At 57.9% G+C, this 17,440-nt stretch carries 9 protein-coding genes; 1 reads left to right on the forward strand and 8 read right to left on the reverse strand.

From position 1 onward, the window contains the following. Nucleotides 1-12: 12 nt before the first annotated feature. From FPH17_RS09165 to FPH17_RS09200, 8 genes are all read right to left on the reverse strand, one after another. Nucleotides 13-1,998, reverse strand: coding sequence for an RAMP superfamily CRISPR-associated protein (locus FPH17_RS09165; protein ID WP_167496809.1), 1,986 nt, complete (start codon nucleotides 1,996-1,998; stop codon nucleotides 13-15). Nucleotides 1,999-2,011: 13 nt separating this feature from the next. Beyond that, nucleotides 2,012-2,563, reverse strand: a complete 552-nt coding sequence (csx19, locus tag FPH17_RS09170; protein WP_154880080.1) for a type III-D CRISPR-associated protein Csx19 — start codon at nucleotides 2,561-2,563, stop codon at nucleotides 2,012-2,014. Continuing rightward, nucleotides 2,532-4,016 (reverse strand): RAMP superfamily CRISPR-associated protein, encoded by a 1,485-nt coding sequence (locus FPH17_RS09175; protein WP_154880082.1) that lies wholly within the window; start codon nucleotides 4,014-4,016, stop codon nucleotides 2,532-2,534. Before FPH17_RS09175 ends, csx19 begins: the two co-directional genes overlap by 32 nt. Next, nucleotides 4,016-6,250, reverse strand: coding sequence for an RAMP superfamily CRISPR-associated protein (locus tag FPH17_RS09180; RefSeq protein WP_154880084.1), 2,235 nt, complete (start codon nucleotides 6,248-6,250; stop codon nucleotides 4,016-4,018). The genes FPH17_RS09175 and FPH17_RS09180 overlap by 1 nt, the downstream gene beginning before the upstream one ends. Beyond that, nucleotides 6,247-7,989, reverse strand: a complete 1,743-nt coding sequence (locus FPH17_RS09185) for a Cas10/Cmr2 second palm domain-containing protein (RefSeq protein ID WP_154880086.1) — start codon at nucleotides 7,987-7,989, stop codon at nucleotides 6,247-6,249. The genes FPH17_RS09180 and FPH17_RS09185 overlap by 4 nt, the downstream gene beginning before the upstream one ends. Continuing rightward, nucleotides 7,976-9,268 carry a hypothetical protein gene (locus FPH17_RS09190; RefSeq protein ID WP_154880088.1) on the reverse strand — a complete coding sequence of 431 codons (1,293 nt, stop codon included), beginning with the start codon at nucleotides 9,266-9,268 and terminating at the stop codon, nucleotides 7,976-7,978. Before FPH17_RS09190 ends, FPH17_RS09185 begins: the two co-directional genes overlap by 14 nt. A 17-nt stretch (nucleotides 9,269-9,285) precedes the next feature. Then, nucleotides 9,286-11,430: a hypothetical protein gene (locus tag FPH17_RS09195; RefSeq protein WP_154880090.1), complete on the reverse strand. Its 2,145-nt coding sequence runs from the start codon at nucleotides 11,428-11,430 to the stop codon at nucleotides 9,286-9,288. Nucleotides 11,431-11,542: 112 nt separating this feature from the next. Then, the gene (locus FPH17_RS09200) at nucleotides 11,543-12,166 is read right to left on the reverse strand and encodes a hypothetical protein (protein WP_154880092.1); all 624 of its coding nucleotides are present in this window, start codon (nucleotides 12,164-12,166) and stop codon (nucleotides 11,543-11,545) included. A 334-nt stretch (nucleotides 12,167-12,500) separates the two neighbouring features. Here FPH17_RS09200 and FPH17_RS09205 point away from each other — a divergent pair, with 334 nt between their 5' ends. Beyond that, nucleotides 12,501-17,435, forward strand: coding sequence for a DEAD/DEAH box helicase (locus tag FPH17_RS09205; RefSeq protein ID WP_154880093.1), 4,935 nt, complete (start codon nucleotides 12,501-12,503; stop codon nucleotides 17,433-17,435). Nucleotides 17,436-17,440 lie beyond the last annotated feature (5 nt).

The raw sequence follows: 17,440 nt of genomic DNA on the forward strand, positions 1-17,440 counted from the left end.
CGGTGGTGCCTTCTACTGTGGTGGGTATTCCAGGAACGGTGCTTCGCCGGATTCCCAATTCAGCATCGGCAGTGTGGCGTCAGTGGACTTCTGCCACCACTCGTACTGCTTGCCTCTCGATTCGTTGGTGAGTCGCGGGTAGTGGATCCGAGTGTTCTTACCAAAGCCCGCCACCATGAGGTAGAACTCGCGCACAGCCTGCCGGATTGAGGGGTCGGCGTTGTCGCCGTCGAAGAACTGAGTGAAATGCTGTTTGAGTTCTTCCACGTGTGCGGAGGTCTCGCTATCCGCGTCGGCCGAGTGGACGCGTAGCGGGCGTGGCTCGAAAAGCGCATCCATGCTGTACCGATTGGTTGTGTCCTCGTCGTCGCGGAGATCTGATGCCACGATTTTGCACCTGGTGGCGCCGAATCCGAGGGGTTTGCCTAGTCCTAACAGCAGTACAGGCTCTGAGCCTATACCGGGTTGTTTGAACTGAATAGTGTTGTTGCTGATATCGAGCAACCAGAGCAGGGCAGCGGCATCGTTGTGCGCAACGTTGTGGAGCTGCAACTGGCACCGGAAGGTGACGCCATAGTTCACCCAACTACTGATTGCAATAGCCACATTGGACTGGTCTTTGCCGTCGCTGGCCTCGGGAAGGAGGAATTCTCGCTTAGACTTCTTTGTCAACGGGTCATCCCAGTACTTGTCCTGATTCTTGGTTACAAAGCGTCCCTGATGCGCAACGTAAAACTTGCGGCCGCGCAGAGAAGAGCCTTGTCTATAGCTGTTTGTAGCGTAGAACCCTGCGCTATTTGTCTTGCCACCGTTGAGTACTGCCAGGTCAAGTGGCTGGCTAAAGTGCACCACCGGATTCGAACCATTTGCGCAACTGCGGTATTGCACGCTTCCGATACTTAGCTGCGCACGGTGGGCAGTCGTCGAGGTGTTCTCGCGCGGAACCCACCCGAACACGCGGTCTGCGGCGGACAACTCGTCGAGCGTTGTCGCCGGCCTGTGGCTGGTGTTCTCGATGAGTTTCCACGGAGAGGCGTCGAAAAGGGTCCTTCCGATCATGGAGGGTGAGAGCAGCTCTGAGTCCGGGTCGAACCAGGCAGTTCGGCCCGGCTGGAGTTCCCAATTCTTTGCGTACTTTGGGTCAGCGTATGTGCCGGGGCGAGCGCCAGTGCCATCATTGGTTTTCTCAAACTCTTCCGCTGCCATCCGGTAGGAATGAATGAGGTCGTCCCAGTCCTTGACCAAATCCTTTTTGGTGTAGTTTGCACTCCTGGCGAGGATGTTTTCGAGGTGATCCGACGTTGACTTGAGTACGCCGGTGATGAAGAGCCGCTCGTTCTTCTTCCCGCGAATCTCGCTTCCTGTCCAGTGGACAATGCCTTCAACAAGCGATTCATTACTAGCAAGGTCTACCTCATCTGCTTTAGCCCCGGATGGAACCAAGCGCTGGACTGTGTACCTTGATGATTTCTCGCTGTGGCTGACCACCGCACGGGTTCTCTGCATGTCGAGAGAAACATCCCCGAGTCGTTTGGGAAGCTTTGCGGCGCACTCTTTGTTAAGAATCCTGAAGGTCGCACTTTCCCGGGAAGCGTCGACCGACTCTACGATGCACGGCACGACGTTCGAGCCCTGTTTTGACTCTTGCCGTTGCGAACCTACGCTGCTGTGCGTGGCAACGTCGAACGTGCCGTAACGCGAGTTCGTGATCGCCTCATACGCCGCGCGGAGTGCCCCTTTGAGGCTTGAGCCGAGCATCAACGGCTTGTCTAGACCGTCGACCCGTGTGCCTTTGGTGTTGCCTGAATAGCGATCCTCCGCAGGCAGCAGGAGCGGTGTGAGGGTGGTCAGCTCGATAGTTACGGTGCCAGAGATGCCGGATGCCTTTCCGTGGGGTGCTGGCCTGCTGTCAGGAAAAGGGTTCGTGGCAGTGTCCCGGGGGAGAAGCGAGACAAAGTTATACGGGTTGATGAATTTAGGGCCGTGTTTCTTACTCATGATTCGTTGCTCCTTATTTCTGAGCGGTTTCTGAGCGGTTAGCGGTAGCGCATGCGAGATCGTCGATGCGCGAGGCGCCAGGGAAGCAGTTCCCAAACTCATCCGTGCTGATGTTCGTCACTTCGATCAGGCAGACTCGTTGCCCGGCGTCCAGGCCACCGAGTGGCACGGCGTAAGTACCGATGCGGGGCTCTGCACACAGCGACCAGTGTGGGCTCTGGCTGCCGTCAATGACGCTGCCCCACAACAGGTGCTGCTGCTCGATGCTATCGCTGTGGTGTGCAGATGCGTGCTGCGTATACGCGGTGCCGACTCCATTTGCTTCATGGCGCCACCGCAATTGGGCGTCGTTGCCGAAGAAGACGGCTTCGAACACGGAGTCCCACGTGGCGGGGGCTTCGCCGTCGAGGTAGCGCCGCCAGGCTGCGGAGGGGGCGTCGAAACGCACGAAGTAGGCTGCCTCCGGCGTGTAGACGAACCCGATTTCGCACCCGGCAGCGTGAGCTTGCTCTGCTGCTTGTGCAGCGCCGATGTTATGCATGAGTTGCTTCTTCCAGTTCTTCAAGGACGAGACCCCAGTTCATCGCGATGCGTTCGCGGCATTCAACGAAGTCCGTGCCGTAGAGGAAGTCGTTGAGGCTGCATTCTCCCTCGGGACAGATGATTGTGATGTGCTCAGGGTGAGTGACGATGCCGCCACTGCCCCGCGTGGTGTTCGCGCCGAACCGCATTGCGCCTTCGACAAGGTCGATGAGCAGGAACGTGAGAAGCGCGTAGGAGGCATCGATGCGCGTTTGGTCGCCGTCTGCTAGTTCGCTGAGCAGCTGAAGGTCGAGCGTGATGGAAACCGCATTCCAGGAAACGTGCGGTTCGAGCGTGCTGAACAGCGCGCCCGCGACGGTGTTGCCGGAGAACCTGTCCACTGAATTGCGCACGGCTATGTCGAGGAAATCGGGTTTGAGCTGTGCGTTGATGGTGTCGACGAGCTTGAGTGTTTCGCGGGAGCGTTCGTCGTCTTCCGCCGGCTGCTGATTCTTCGTCATACTGATGACACGCTGGTACTCCTGCTTGTTCACGCTAGTCGTTGAGATGACATCGTGAAACGTGAGGGCGCCTCGGTTCGCGGATTCGGCGTGTGAGGAGCCGAACAGGTCCGCGATTTGTGGAAGCCCAGTCTGAGACAGCTGGTCCAGGAACCGCTCTGGTACGTCGGCACCAGTGACGGTGCGGGCGATGAATTCCGCTCGGCTGCGGAACACCCCCTTGATGGAGCTGCCCGGGAGAAGAAAGTGCACCTTTTCCCCAACTGTTCTAGTCAGTGGCACGGTATCGATCGCGGTGCCGTCGCGTGTTTGACCCACAAACAGTGCCCCTTCCGCTTCGAAAGGGATGGTGATGGTGACCGTGTCCGAGGAGTATGTGGCGGTGGTGGCGCCACGAGGTTCGTCAACGGCAGTGCCACCGTTGAGCGCTTCGAGGAGGCTGGCTGGGGTGAAGTCTCGTTTTCTCAGCGTGGAGGTAGTGAGCTGGATGTGGCCATTGCCGGTAGAGGTTCCTTTACCGATCTTGATGCCCGGCTTCGTGAGCAAGCTTTTGATAGCAAGCATGAGTTGCTCGACGCGCTCGCTGGTTTCCGGTGTGCAGTCCGCGTAGCAGCGGAACCGGAAGGTGGCATCCGGCAAGACGTGCTCGCGGGAATGCAGATGGTGGGCTGCAACGCCTCCGGTACGCCGGTCGATAGAATTCATTGTGCGGGTCTCAATAACGGGTGGTGCCTCCGCCCACGCATCGCATACGGTGAGCACGCTGGTTGTGAAGTCTCCTTCGGACTCGCCCCACAGCTCGTCTTCTTTGAGCAGAGAGCGAAGCACACCGGTAAGGGACGTACCTGGCATGAGGATTCGTCTCTGGCCGTCGCGCATGAGTTCTTCATCAACAAGATCACCCTCGTCAGCAGCACCGATGTGCAGTGGCGTGATTACCTTGAGCTGTCCTTCTAGCTCCAGAGTTGAAACCATTAGCTTGCCTCCTTCTTCTCGCGCAGGCTCCGCTTCACAAGTTGCATGATGAGCGCCTGCACCATGTCCGAGATGATGGTGTCGCGTTTCTCTTTCTCCAGTGTCGGGTCCCACAGTGACTCCAGCAGCGGTCCGCCAACCTGTTTCAGCTGCGTGTGGCAGCTTTCAACGGTGGTTGGAAGACTCAGCAGGTGTTTCATGGATGTGAAGAAGTCATTCGAGTCCTGCTTCCTGAACCAGCTGCCGATGGCCTCCTGCCCGTCTTGCGACGCCATATTCTCCGCCAAGGAACGCAACTTATTCAGCTGCGTGTTGCTGATCTCCGTTGCAATCAACTCGGGTGGCAACTGGTACGAGCCCACCCGCTGATCCAGGACATCCTGGGTAATGGCTACTCGCAGTGCGCTATCGATTTCTGGTGCTGAGTGCTGTTGCGCGTCGAGTGGTATCAGTTCCAACGCGGGACGCGTGAGATAGCGCGGGCTGACAACCACCTGGCCGAAGCCTTCTGTGGTCCGCACGCCGATTCCCCGCTGGAGGCGGAGGAATTGCTCTGGGGAAATCTCCTGGCTTGAGGCGATGCGGAATACGCTACCGGCTGCGAGCCCAATCAGGCTTGGGCGTGGAAGGCCCCACTTGGTGTGCCAGGATTCGTGGCGCGCGACGCTCGTGATCTGGGTGAGGGCGAACGCTCCGTCTTCGCGTGGAGCTTCCTGCACACGCAGCGTGCCTGCCTCCAGCCCGAGTACGCGCTCGAGCTCCAGCAGTAGCTGGTCTGGGGTCGGAGAGAAGTCACCAGTCTCCCCAACCAGGAGCGCATCCGACACCAGCGAAAGCGTGAACTCGGAGACCGGAGCACCTGGAGGTGGGCACGGCGCGGTGCCATTGCGATCAATCGTGACGCTCACAAGGCCGTAGTCGTCCTTCCTGGAACTGCCGATCCTGGTCTCAACAGCATGCCCCTCCGGCAGCCGCGTACGGGTCCCCGCGGCGCAGAAAATATGCGCTACGAACTCGGTTCCGGCCGGCACTGCACGGTATTCGTACAACTCCGGGTCGCGGCCGGGTTCGAGGGAAACGTGCGTACGGGAGACGTGGTCGATACGGATCGCTGATCCGGTGCCGTCCCCGCGGTCGACGAAGTAGGCGTCGCTGAGCGGTTTCAGTTTGGGGTCGAAGACGTGCGGCTCAAGCTTGTTAGTCAGGGTGGGATGATCCGCATCCTTCTTGCGCGTGAGCGCGGCGGGCCACGGCACCCCGACCGTGCCGGCGCTGGACGGGTACGCGTTGGTCACCAGCACGTCGCCCTGGAACACGGCGGCGCGCTCCCACCCGAGGGTGCGCTGCATCAGACCGAGGAGTGTCGCGCCGGGAATGTACGTTGCCGAGGTGACGACGGTCCCCCGCTTCGTCGGGCCCACGATAAGCGGGGTGATGGTGCGGATCCTGGCCGTAAACCACGAATCTTCCGCGAGTAGTGCCGCTGCACCCCTATCGTTGGACGTGGTCACGCCGGTTGGCGGTGCAGGAATGTTAGTAGTAAACCCGTTGGGGCCGACATACCGCTTGAGTTGCGAAAGCTCGAGCTCTGGCGCGTCAAACGTGAACTCGAACTCACCTGCACCGCGGCGACGCTTGCCTCCGACACTGCGCAGCAGGCGCTTCGTGCTCGCGAGGAGGACCCACATCGGCCACAGCCGCTCCATAGTGGCATCGACTTCCGCGACGAAGTTGACGGTCAGGGTCCCGTGAAGGACTTGCCCGGCGCGGGCGCGCTCTTCGCTGCGTAAGCTGCCGTCCGCGGCGGTGCCAGTGTGGGCGTTGATTTTGACGGATTTGCGTTGCACCGTCACGGAGCGTTGCAGTTCCTGGTGGGTAATGCCCAGGGACGCTGCGATTGCTTCGCCGTCGAGGGCATCAGTAAGTCGGAGCGGCGTTGCGTGAAGCGCGGCTGAGACAGGGCGTTGGCGTCCGCCTTCGCCGCGGTCGGGCTGGCTGCCGAACAGGAAGGTGACCCACTCGTGCCACACGGCGCTGTCGCCTACTGTGAAGCTGTCGGCTAACTGTTCGGCGCGTTCGCGCAGGAGTCCGATCAGTGTTTTCGCTGGAATGTAGGGCAAGCCGGCGGCGTCGCGTACCACTGCGGAGTCGATGCCCTTTGAAAGGCCGTGTCCTGCCCGGATGCTCCAGTCGGACAGCGCTTCCGCGGTGACGGGGATGGTGAGTTGTTTCATCGCTCTACCTCTTCTTCTGCTTCCAGGACGGCCGCTACTTCGAGCGCAGTAATGAACGTGGTCGGAGATTCCGCCGTGTACAGGTTTGCCTCTGACTTGGAGGTATCCACCTTGATTGCGCGGAGCAGGCCGAGCTTGTCCTGTTGCCCGAGCTCTGATGCGCGGTGCTTCGCTGATTTGAGGGCCTCACATGCGTCGTTAACGGTTGGTGCTTCAGTCAACGCTTCGCGGAACATTTGGAGTACGCCACGGCTTGGCGCGTCCGCTGCTGCGTGGTTCGCGCCGCGGACGGTGCGCAGCATGGCTTCGAATTCTTCCGTGGTGCCCATGCCAGACGCTTCGCTATCGACCACGATGGGTTGCATGTTGAAGCATTGGCCTTCAATGGCGGCGTCGTCACGCAGGGTGTCCAAGGGGCGCAGCGAGGGCTCGTAGAGTACGTGCACGGCAACCGACGACTCGGCGCGCGTACGCGCCTTCGCGAACGACGTAAGCTCCTCCGCGACGGTGACGCTGTGGTGGAACGGGTGCTTGATCTTGGTCAGGAGCACACCCGCAGCCATCGAGAGCTGCTCCGCGTTCTGGCTCGCCGGGGTGCTCGTATCGGCGCCAAGCACCTCCCGAATCTCCCGGAACATGTGCTGAAACTCCGCTGCGTGCGCGTTGTTCGGGTCTGTCGCCACCGCCTGGAACTGTCGCGTGAGCGCCACAGCGAAGTCGTAGGCGATCGCGCCACTGACCATCACGACGACGTCGTCGCCACCGATGAGGATTGGTAGCACTGAGTTCTCGTGGTCCGCGGCTACCTGCTGTACGGCCTGCCGGAATGCGTCCCACGTGATTGCTTCCAGCCCGCGGGACAGCTTTGCCTGTGCGATGATGAATTCGCGCCCTGCCCCGCTGGGGTTGTCGGCGTTCTTCGCTTTGACGTCCGCGAGGTTGCGGAAGATCTTGCCGACGCCATTGCCGTCGGCATGGATCACCCCGACCCAGGAAGACGCGTTGATGCCCCGGTCGAGTTCCGTCATTCGTAGTAGCGCTCGCTCGAGACCCTCGCCGCCTCCTGCGAGGAGCGCGTCCTCCAGCCTGCGTCGGGCCTCCCCTGCCTGCCCGAAGAGGTAGTTGGTTTTCGCGCTGCGCAGGTACAGGCGTGCGTCGTGGCGCGTTTCCTTCGCCGCCATGGTCGCGACTTCGTTGCTATAGTCGCACCGCGCATGGAACGGGGTAGCCGGGTTTGCCGCGCTGGGGCCAGTGCGCTTGTAGCGCTGCGCTTCAAGCTGCAGCGTTGCCTCGCGCAGGCATTGCGCTGCGTCTTCCAGGTTGGCAGCGATTGGCTTGGAAACGACGCCCCACACGTCAATTCCCGTGCCGTCCATCATTGCCTTACGTGTGATGGCGTGGATGATTTCTTCACCGATCTGCCGAGTTGGTACCAGCAGGTACGCTTTGCCGGATGCTTTCACAATGTGTGCAACGGTGCGCCCGTACTGGGCCTGCTCCCCGACTTCAGCGCCAAAGCGTTGCTCGATCTCTGTGGGGTCCGACAGGTACTCGCAACCGTGCCTCCGCGCTGCCCCCTGAGCGGCTTCCTCGACCCACTCGTAGCCAAGCGACCAAATAGCTGCTGAGGCCGCCACCTGCAGGCGCTGCTTCGTCGTCGAGAAAATGTATTTCTGGTTCGACCCTGTTTCAAGCAGCACCCAGAACAGGTTGCTCGCCTCGCCGTTATGCTTCTCCATGTTTGTCTCCTTGCTCACCGTGAGCGAGTGCATATTTTTCGACGTTTTCCCTCTCCAACTCATGTGCAATCAGCCAGTAGAACTGCTCGTTTGCAAAGTGCAGTAACCGAAGGCGTGACCAGTAGTCGGTGCTCCTGTTGGTTCCTGTGTCGTCGCCGTTGCGCGCCTCGATTTCGGTGATCGCCATGCCTGCGGCGAACGCTACCGTTTTGGGTACACGCAGGACCACATCGATGGTTGCGTTCGGGAAGTCGGTGAGCGCTTGTGCCACCGCGTAAGCAACCGTGCGCGAGAGTTCGAGGCCATCGACCTGCGGTATGTCCGGCTTCTCGGCGTTGTCTTCCCGTAACGCTACTGCGTCGGCGGCACCCTGGTCATCTGAACCGTTGACCTGCTTTAGCCCGACAATCCGGACGACGTCATACGGTGCTGCTTCGCCTACTGGCGGGGTATCAACATTGTTCACACCTGCATTTAGCCCTGTCTGAACATGTAGTTTCACCCTCTTCGGCTCATGGTCCACATTGTCCGTGGTCAAAGCGGTGCAAGGGAAGTTCGTCTCCCTGATTGTTTCTGAACCGTTCCCATGTTGCTCGGTCACGCGGGCTTTCAACTCGCTACTCGTTGTAGTACTGGTGTTCTCAGCGTGTTCCACCGCGAGCGTTGTGTAGTCCCAGTGGACGAGCTTGGTTGGATCAGCCGGAGTCATTTCGCGCATCTCAACACGCTTGCGTGGAAACCACTGATGCCCAAGCCGAAACGCCAATGGCCAGGGCAAGTCCGGTGCTATCTGGAAGCGGGAGTGCTCGTTGTCCGCGTTTGTCTGCTGTTCTAGCTCACGTGAGATGGAGGTTCCAATCTCTGACAGGTCGTACAGTGTTTGATTTTCATCAACTGACGGGGTGACGCGGTTAATAGCTTTGAAGTCCAGTGCGTCGCTAATTAGCTGATTAGCCTGGAACGCGTGCCACGCCAGCGTGCTCTGAGGATGGGCGCGTAGGTAATAGACGGTGCCCATTTCTTCGGCAAGCTTCTTTTTCTTCCCCGTTCCCGAAAGAAGCAAAAGCGCCAATATTACGATGATGAGCGCCCAGATACCTGCGGAAAGCAGTGGCTCCCATCTAGACACGGAGGACTCTTCTGATGCGAAGGTGAACCCCCAATTGATCACGTACTCGATGACCAAACCCGCAAGAATACCGATTGCCGTGATGTAGATGGCATTCCAGTTTTCAATCGAGAGTTTCTCTTCATACTTCGATCGCTTGTTGCGTGGCACTGCGTGTTGGCTCCTTGCTAGGTAAGAGATGTCCAGAACTCGTCCGGAATGAGGATATGGTCGGCGAGGATTCCCCCGTAGGGGACTACCTCGAACCAGTCGTTGGCACGGACTGCGGTTTCCCAGGTGAGTCGGCGCCCGCTGGGTGATTCCTTTGCTGTTGGTGGGGATCGGAACGTGTCCGGCAGCACTACCAGCACCCGATTCAGCGGGCCAACGACGGCCTCGAGCTTTGCCTCCTCTTCGACGATGCGGTTTCGTGCAGCCCGGACAGCTGCCTGGTGAACAAAGCGTTGCGATGCCGACTGGTCCACGACTGCAACAAGAGCAGTCATGTTTCTTCCTGTCAAGATCAGTACCTCAATGGGAACGTGCGTCTCGTGTCTGATCTGGAACTGTCGCAGTTTCCCGTTCTTTGAGTCTGCCGGGACATACACTTCAATTCCGCGTGCGTCGGCTTCCTCGGCAATTGTCCGTGCTCGGCGCGTGAGTTTCCCGAATTGCCCAGGAGCCAGCAGACGGTAGTCTCCGCTTTCGGAGATGTTGGTAAATGTCTCCTCGTATTGGCGTCGGTACGCTAGCGACTCCAAGCGTGGGTTCCAGAATCGCACGCAGCGACCGTAGGTGTCGTCGTCAAGAAGAAGCTGTATACGGTCGAGGTGTGCCAGATACACTGACTCGCTTTCCCACGCGTATCGGGTAAATCCCCCAATTGCCCACTTTGGCCCCGACGTCACACCCACGTATGTCGGCTGCGAGGCGCACGCAACCTGGTACGCAACAGCTGCATCAAGCCGAGCAAGTTGGAACACTTTCTTTTCGACGCCCCCAGGTAGCTCAGGCGCACTATCTGATGAAGTCAAACAGCCAAAGACTGGAGCACGCTCGATGCCATCCATCACGAACTTAGCAGCGATCTCCCCCGCCAGCGCCTGCGTTGCCGACGCGACCCCCAACGTGCACGACAGCACATCAACCTGCGAGACGCCACGTTCATCGAACGTCGCGGGCGAGCCCTGCCGGGGTCGAAACGAGACGATCTTTTCCACAAGATGCTGGTAGAACTCCCTCCGCTCCTTCCTCGACGTGATTACATCAAAGTCCAGGCGGTCCCGTGCTGTTCCCGGTGTGTGCCCTACCTCTTCTAGCTCTTCGAGCTGGTCCTGAATCTCCCGCTGGGTGGACCGCAGCGTTACTGCCCATGCGTGCGTCTCAGGGCCGAACATGCTCCGGCCCAGCATGTCCCTATCGATGAACAGACTTCTCGCTTGCTGGTCTTTCCTTTTCACCTCAAAGTGGAGGATGCGCTGATTGACGCGCAAAACAACGTCGAATTCAGCAAGGTTGGCCTGGACACCATGTTCATTCGAAAGCTGTATCTTCACGCCACCGAGTACTTCGTACTCCAAACCGTTTTGCGCGCATACTTCATCCGCAGCGAGTGCCGCATAGCATCCCACCACTATTTCACCTGCGGTACCAGTAGCGTTGTGGTCGAGCGACACTCCATCCAGTCCAGAAAGGTAATCCCGCAAGGGCTCGAGTGCCTTGGAGAGTCTTTCGCTCGTGGCCGCATCCGGGTGTGAGGAATCGTGGCGAATTACTTTATCGCAGAGCTGGTTGACTTTCTTGAAAGCGGCAGCTCTCCTGTTAGGGCTGCTGCTTCTCAGCTGAATTGGACCAAAATCTGCGGTGAAGGTTCTTCTCGTAACGCCGATGAAATGCCGTAACGGCAAATTCTGCCCAACCCGGTGAGCACTGACACCATGCTCTTTGCCGTCCAACAGCATGTTCCCCGAATAGTTGTCCAAGTACTGGCGCAAGTGATGGGATTCGCCACCATGGTCGTCGAGGTGCTTCCAAATTGCGCATGCGGCTAAGACGCGGTTGCCATCTGTGTAGTCAAGACGGTACGGAGTACGCAGCTCTAAGGCGTTGAGCTGCGCAAGGCAGTCATCGAAGTCAACGCAGTAACCAGCATCAACTACTTCAAATTCAAGTCCTGCAAACTCTCTTTGCGACTGCAGATATTCCACCAGCACCTGTGCATCTGCGACAGCCTCCGCAGTGCTCACTATCTTGATTTTGCCCTTCGGCTGTAGCGCAAACAGTCCGGGAAGAAGCGCAGAGCTATGCCCGTCAAACAGAAAAACGCTGTCCACTCAATCCACCTTGTGAATACTTCAGGGTAGTGATTCTTCGGCTACACCCATGTGGTTCTTATCGTAGACCAGGCAGAGCGCTGGAAGAGGCGTTTCCGCGGAACGCGGGGCACTACACTTCTTCTACAGATTTCCGTCCAAGAAAGCCCGAGACAATCATGACGAGTGCCGCACAAACATACGGTAACTCACGGTACGTGTCTTGAGCATGTGTAAAGTTTTCACCGTCTTTGCCGAAGATCACGGGTCTTCTGGTGTGTGGGTACAGATGCATTTCACCGGGAGACCAGTTTCGGCCTACCTCAAATTCGTACGGATAGCCGAATTTCGCCCAGTCTTCGAGTTCTGCTGCCACGTCTGAGTTTGTGAAGAACATGTACTTCTGGTCATAGAGCTTGTAACCCTTGGCTTCCAGGTCATCCAGGGAAATTGGGAGATCCATGACGGTATCAATCTTTTGTGCTTTGTGATAGTTGTCCCAAGCATCAAAAAGATCTTGATATTGAGGGAAATCGCTACGCATCTGATTCTGCAGTTTGGTCTGCTCTTCGATCTTCATAGCGAAATATTCTTGGGTCAATTCTCGCTCTGCTGTATCGAGTCTTACGATGCACCTTTGTCTCCCGGGTTCTGGCCAGCCGTCCGCCGATACGTATTTCGCCTGCGCTGCAGGGGCGACGAAAATTGAGCTCGCGACGCTGAAGGCGCACAGTGCGGCAAGGTAACGTTTCTTCATGCTAGGTCTTCTTTCTTGGAGGACAAGTGCCACCGTTCCTATACCACTTTTTGTAAATGTAGAGGCTACTATCAGTGAATTGCCAGAATTTCGGGGGTGCTGCTCCTCCAAGTCTCGTCAAGAACGTATCGACGCCCTCTCCGCCCACCCGCAATTCTGTTCACAAAATCCCGACTCTTGTCTTGATGCCTATATCTCCCCACCAAACCAGCTAGATTAATACTCGGACTCCGCCAACGGAGAATCCCGCCTACGGACTCTGCCCCGCGGGCTCTGCTCCCAGGTTGTCCATCTCGTTTCCTTGTCTCCGTTCAGATTTGGCAGGTTTTTCCTTATGGCAACCTTTAGCGACGTTCTTGATCAGCTCCGTGAGAATCAGCCGCAGGGCAAGTATGGGCTTGCATTTGAGAAGTTGATGGTGAATTTCTTCCGGACGGATCCGACGTTGGCGCCGGAGTTTGATCAGGTGTATCGCTGGGTTGATTGGCCGTTTAATGGCGGTAAGGCGGATACGGGGATTGATTTGGTTGCGCGCCGGGTGGAGGACGGCCGGTGGGTGGCTATTCAGTGTAAGTTCTACCTGCCTACGACGCATATTCAGAAGGGGCAGCTGGATTCGTTTTTTGAGGCGTCGGGGCGTTCGTTTACTACGGAGAAGGGCGTTGAGTTCTTTGCTCAGCGTTACATTATTTCTACGACGGATTTATGGTCGAGCCACGCTGAGGAGGCGTTGCGGAATCAGCAGATTCCGGTAAACCGTATTGGGTTTTCGGATGTTCAGCATTCTCCGGTGAATTGGGATGTGGTGTTTCCTGGTTCGGAGATTGAGGTGCATTTGACGCGCCGGGAGACCTTTGAGCCGCGTCCACATCAGGCGACGGCGATTGAGAAGACGCTTGAGGGCTTTAAAACGCATGATCGCGGGAAGCTGATTATGGCGTGCGGTACTGGCAAAACGTTTACGGCCCTGCGTTTGGCTGAACGTGTTGCGCAGCAGAATTACGGTAAGGCGCGGGTGCTATTTTTGGTGCCGTCGATTGCGTTGTTGTCGCAGTCGTTGAAGGAGTGGACGGCGCAGGCGACGATGGATTTGAAGGCGTTCGCGGTGTGCTCTGATAGTAAGGTGGGGAAGCAGGCTGAGGATATTGACGCGCATGATTTGGAAGTGCAGGTGTCAACTTCTGGGCCGGATATTGCGGCGCGGTATAAGCAGGGGAAGCGCGCGAAGGCACTGAATGTGGTGTTTTCTACGTATCAGTCGATTCAGGCGGTGCATGATGCGCAGCAGTTGGGGTTGGAGGATTTTGACCTTATTATTTGTGACGAGGCGCACCGTACGACGGGCGTGACGTTAGCCGGCGATGACGAGTCGAACTTTGTGAAGGTGCATGATCCGGAGTTCATTCGTGCGGCGAAGCGTTTGTATATGACGGCGACGCCGCGCTTGTTCGATGAGAGCGTGAAGGATAAGGCGGTGCAGCATTCTGCGGAGTTGGCGTCGATGGATGATGAGGCTGTGTATGGCCCTGAGTTGCACCGCTTGGGGTTTGGGGAGGCCGTCGAGAAGGGGTTGCTCACGGATTATCGCGTGCTTGTGATGACGGTGGATGAGAATGTCGCGGCTGAGGCGATGGCGTTGCGCACGCATGAGGGCATGAACTTGACGACGGCCTCTGCGATGATCGGTGCGTGGAATGGTTTGGCTAAGCGTTCGGGGAGTTTGCAGGGCAAGAAGGGCGGCTTTGATGAGGATGCGGAGCCGATGCGTCGTACGGTGGCGTTCGCGAAGGATATTAAGACGTCGAAGTTGATTGCGGAGAGTTTCCCGGCGTTGGTGTCCTCGCATCAGCAGCTGCTTCGGGAGCACGCGGTGTTGCATGATGTTTCGCTGCACAACGTAGATTTGGAGGTTGCGGCGCAGCATGTGGATGGCAGCATGAATGCGCTGGAGCGGGGCAATAAGATTTCGTGGCTTGAGGCGGATATTCCGGCGAATGAGACTCGTGTGCTGACGAACGCTCGGTGTCTTTCCGAGGGTGTCGACGTCCCCGCCCTCGACTCGGTGGTGTTCTTCAACCCGCGTAATTCGATGGTGGACGTGGTGCAGTCAGTTGGCCGCGTGATGCGGAAGTCTGAGGGCAAGGACTACGGGTACGTGATTTTGCCCGTGGCTGTGCCGCCGGGGGTGTCGCCGTCGGAGGCATTGAACGACAACCAGCGTTTCAAGGTTGTGTGGCAGATCCTCAACGCGTTGCGTGCGCACGACGACCGCTTCAATGCCAAAGTGAACTCGATTGGTTTCAACGAGGGCGACATTTCGGAACTACCGCTTGATGTTGATCAAGTGACAAAGCCGTACGACAAGGTCAAAGAGCTCGATGGGAATGACACCCAGCCGTATGACGACAGCTCGAACGTCGTGGAGCAGATCGCGTTGTTCTCGCTTGAGCAGTGGCAGGAAGCCATCTACACCAAACTGGTGGACAAGGTGGGCACCCGCACGTACTGGGAGGATTGGGCCGACGACGTCGCCGACATCTCCAAGGCGCAGGGCACCCGTATCCGCGCACTGCTTGACCAGGCGGACGCGAAGCTGCGCGGTGAGTTCGATACGTTCGTGGAGGGCCTGCGAGGGAACCTCAACGACTCAATCTCTGAGGACGAGGCGATCAGCATGCTGTCGCAGCACCTGATCACCGCCCCGGTGTTTGACGCACTGTTTAGCGAGCATGACTTCGCCGTCCACAACCCGGTCTCCCAGGTCATGCAGCGCATCGTCGACGCGCTCGACGATAGTGACTTGGATGCTGAGACTGATTCGCTGGAGAAGTTCTATGCCTCGGTACGCGTTCGCGCCTCTGGAGTTACGAGTGCTTCCGGTAAGCAGAAAGTGATTAAAGAGCTCTATGAGCGCTTCTTCCAAAAAGCGTTCAAGCGCGACGCCGACAAGCTGGGCATTGTGTACACCCCGGTGGAGATCGTGGACTTTATCCTGCGCGCTGCCGACGATGTGTCGAAGCAACACTTCGGCCGGGGCCTGAGCGATGAGAGCGTGCATATTTTGGATCCGTTTACGGGCACCGGCACGTTTATGGTTCGTCTGTTGCAGTCCGGGTTGATTGACCCGAAGGATCTGGCCCGTAAGTACGCCAACGAGCTGCACGCCACCGAGATCATGCTCCTTGCCTACTACGTAGCGGCGGTGAATATCGAGACGACGTTCAACGCATTGCAGGCCGAAGCCGCACAACGCGAGGGATTGCCCGAGCCGGAGTACGTGCCGTTTGAGGGCATCGCGCTTGCAGATACCTTCCAGATCCACGAGGAAGGCGACATCCTGGATCTGACGGTGTTTAAGAACAACAACGAGCGCATCGTCCGCCAGAAGGAAGCCCCGATCAATGTCATCGTGGGTAACCCGCCGTACTCCGTAGGTCAGACGAGCGCGAACGATAACAACGCGAACCTGAAGTACCCGACGCTGGATGCACGCATCGCGGAAACATATGCGGCGAAGTCGACAGCGACGAACAAAAACTCCCTATATGACTCGTATCTGCGCGCGTTCCGTTGGGCCACCGACCGGATCGGGGACCAGGGCGTTGTGGCGTTTGTGTCGAACGGTGGCTGGGTAGATGCCAATACTGGTGACGGTGTGCGGCGTTCGCTCGCTGAAGACTTTAATGACGTGTACGTTTTCAATCTGAGGGGCAACCAGCGCACTGCCGGAGAGCTATCGCGCAAAGAGGGCGGCAAAGTCTTTGGTTCCGGTTCCCGTGCTGCTGTGTCAATTCTGATCGGAATAAAAGATCCGAAGAAGTCGGGGTTCGAGTTGCACTACCGCGACATTGGAGATTATCTGTCTGCGGCGGAAAAGCTCGCGATCGTCGATGCGTCGACGATTGAGAATGTTGATTGGCAGTCAATCGTGCCGAACCAGCATGGAGATTGGTTGAACCAGCGCAGCGACGAGTTCGTGACGTGGCCGGTTATCGGCGAGAAAAAGGGAAATTCGACGAAGTTCTTTGAAGAGCATTCGCGTGGCCTTTCAACTGCGCGTGATGCGTGGTCGTATTCTTCTGCGACTGCCCAACTCGTGGAAAACATCGGGACCCACGTTGCGAACTTCCGCCAAGCGCAAGACCTGTTGCGAAAAGAAGGGTTTGAGGAAAGCAAGCGGGGTGTCGACGCGTTGTTTGCGCGGCATCCTGAGTTGGTTGATAGCACGCAAGGTTCATGGAATCGCAGCCTGAAACAGGAGTTAGCCCGCGGAACCGAGATTGCTGTTGATACGGGTCGTGTCTACACCTCGTTGTACCGCCCGTTTTTCAAACAGCGCAGTTACTTTGCGAAAGAACTCAACGATATGGTGTATCAATTGCCGTCGATGTTCCCGACGCAGCAACATAAGAATATTGGCATCGAGACTTCAGGCGCTAGCAGTCCGTCGGGTTGGTCCGTGCTTGTTTCGTGTGAGGTGCCAGATGTGCAGCTACTCGGAAATGGGCAATTCTTCCCTCGTTTTACCTGGGAGCCGGTTGAAGCTTCGGATGGTGGGTTGTTCGGCGAGGGGACGTCGATAAGCGAGGGAGAATCCTCGATCTATGGGCAGATCGGCGAGGTTGTCGCGGGGTATGTTCGCAAGGACAACATCACCGACGAGATCAAGGCGCTCTACCGCGACGCGCTGGGTGCGGATGTCACCGGTGACGATGTCTTCCACTTTGTCTACGGCAAGCTGCACGACCCGAACTATCGGGAGGCGTACGCGGCGGATTTGAAGAAGATGCTGCCGCACATCGAGACGCCGGGTTCGCGTGAGGAGTTCGACAAGTTTGCGCGTGCCGGCAGCGAACTGATGGACCTGCACGTTGGGTATGAGGATGTGGAGCCGTACCCACTGGATATCGCGGTCAAGGGCGACGAGTCCGATCCTGAGACCTGGCGTGTGTTGAAGATGAAGTGGGCGCGCAAGAAGGACCCGGAGACTGGTAAGAACGTCAACGATGTGACCAAGCTGATCTACAACAAGCGTGTGACTGTGAGCGGCATCCCGGCTGAGGCTGACGAGTACATGTTGGGTTCGCGTTCCGCTCTGGCGTGGTTGATTGATCGCTACCAGGTGAAGAAGGACAAGGCGTCCGGGATTGTCAACGACCCGAATGATTGGTCCGAGGAGGTCGGGAACCCGCGTTACATCGTGGACCTGATAGGTAAGGTCACGCGCGTCGCGGTGGAAACTGTACGGATCGTGGAGGGACTGAGGTAGTACAC

The sequence above is a fragment of the Corynebacterium gottingense genome, assembly GCF_007559235.1.
Lineage (GTDB): Bacteria > Actinomycetota > Actinomycetes > Mycobacteriales > Mycobacteriaceae > Corynebacterium > Corynebacterium gottingense.

Bases quoted from the DNA above. Each gene is read 5' to 3' on its own strand.
- FPH17_RS09165 (WP_167496809.1), bottom strand. From the start codon at position 1,998: ATGAGTAAGAAACACGGCCCTAAATTCATCAACCCGTATAACTTTGTC.
- FPH17_RS09200 (WP_154880092.1), bottom strand. From the start codon at position 12,166: ATGAAGAAACGTTACCTTGCCGCACTGTGCGCCTTCAGCGTCGCGAGC.
- FPH17_RS09185 (WP_154880086.1), bottom strand. From the start codon at position 7,989: ATGGAGAAGCATAACGGCGAGGCGAGCAACCTGTTCTGGGTGCTGCTT.
- FPH17_RS09180 (WP_154880084.1), bottom strand. From the start codon at position 6,250: ATGAAACAACTCACCATCCCCGTCACCGCGGAAGCGCTGTCCGACTGG.
- FPH17_RS09205 (WP_154880093.1), top strand. From the start codon at position 12,501: ATGGCAACCTTTAGCGACGTTCTTGATCAGCTCCGTGAGAATCAGCCG.
- FPH17_RS09175 (WP_154880082.1), bottom strand. From the start codon at position 4,016: ATGGTTTCAACTCTGGAGCTAGAAGGACAGCTCAAGGTAATCACGCCA.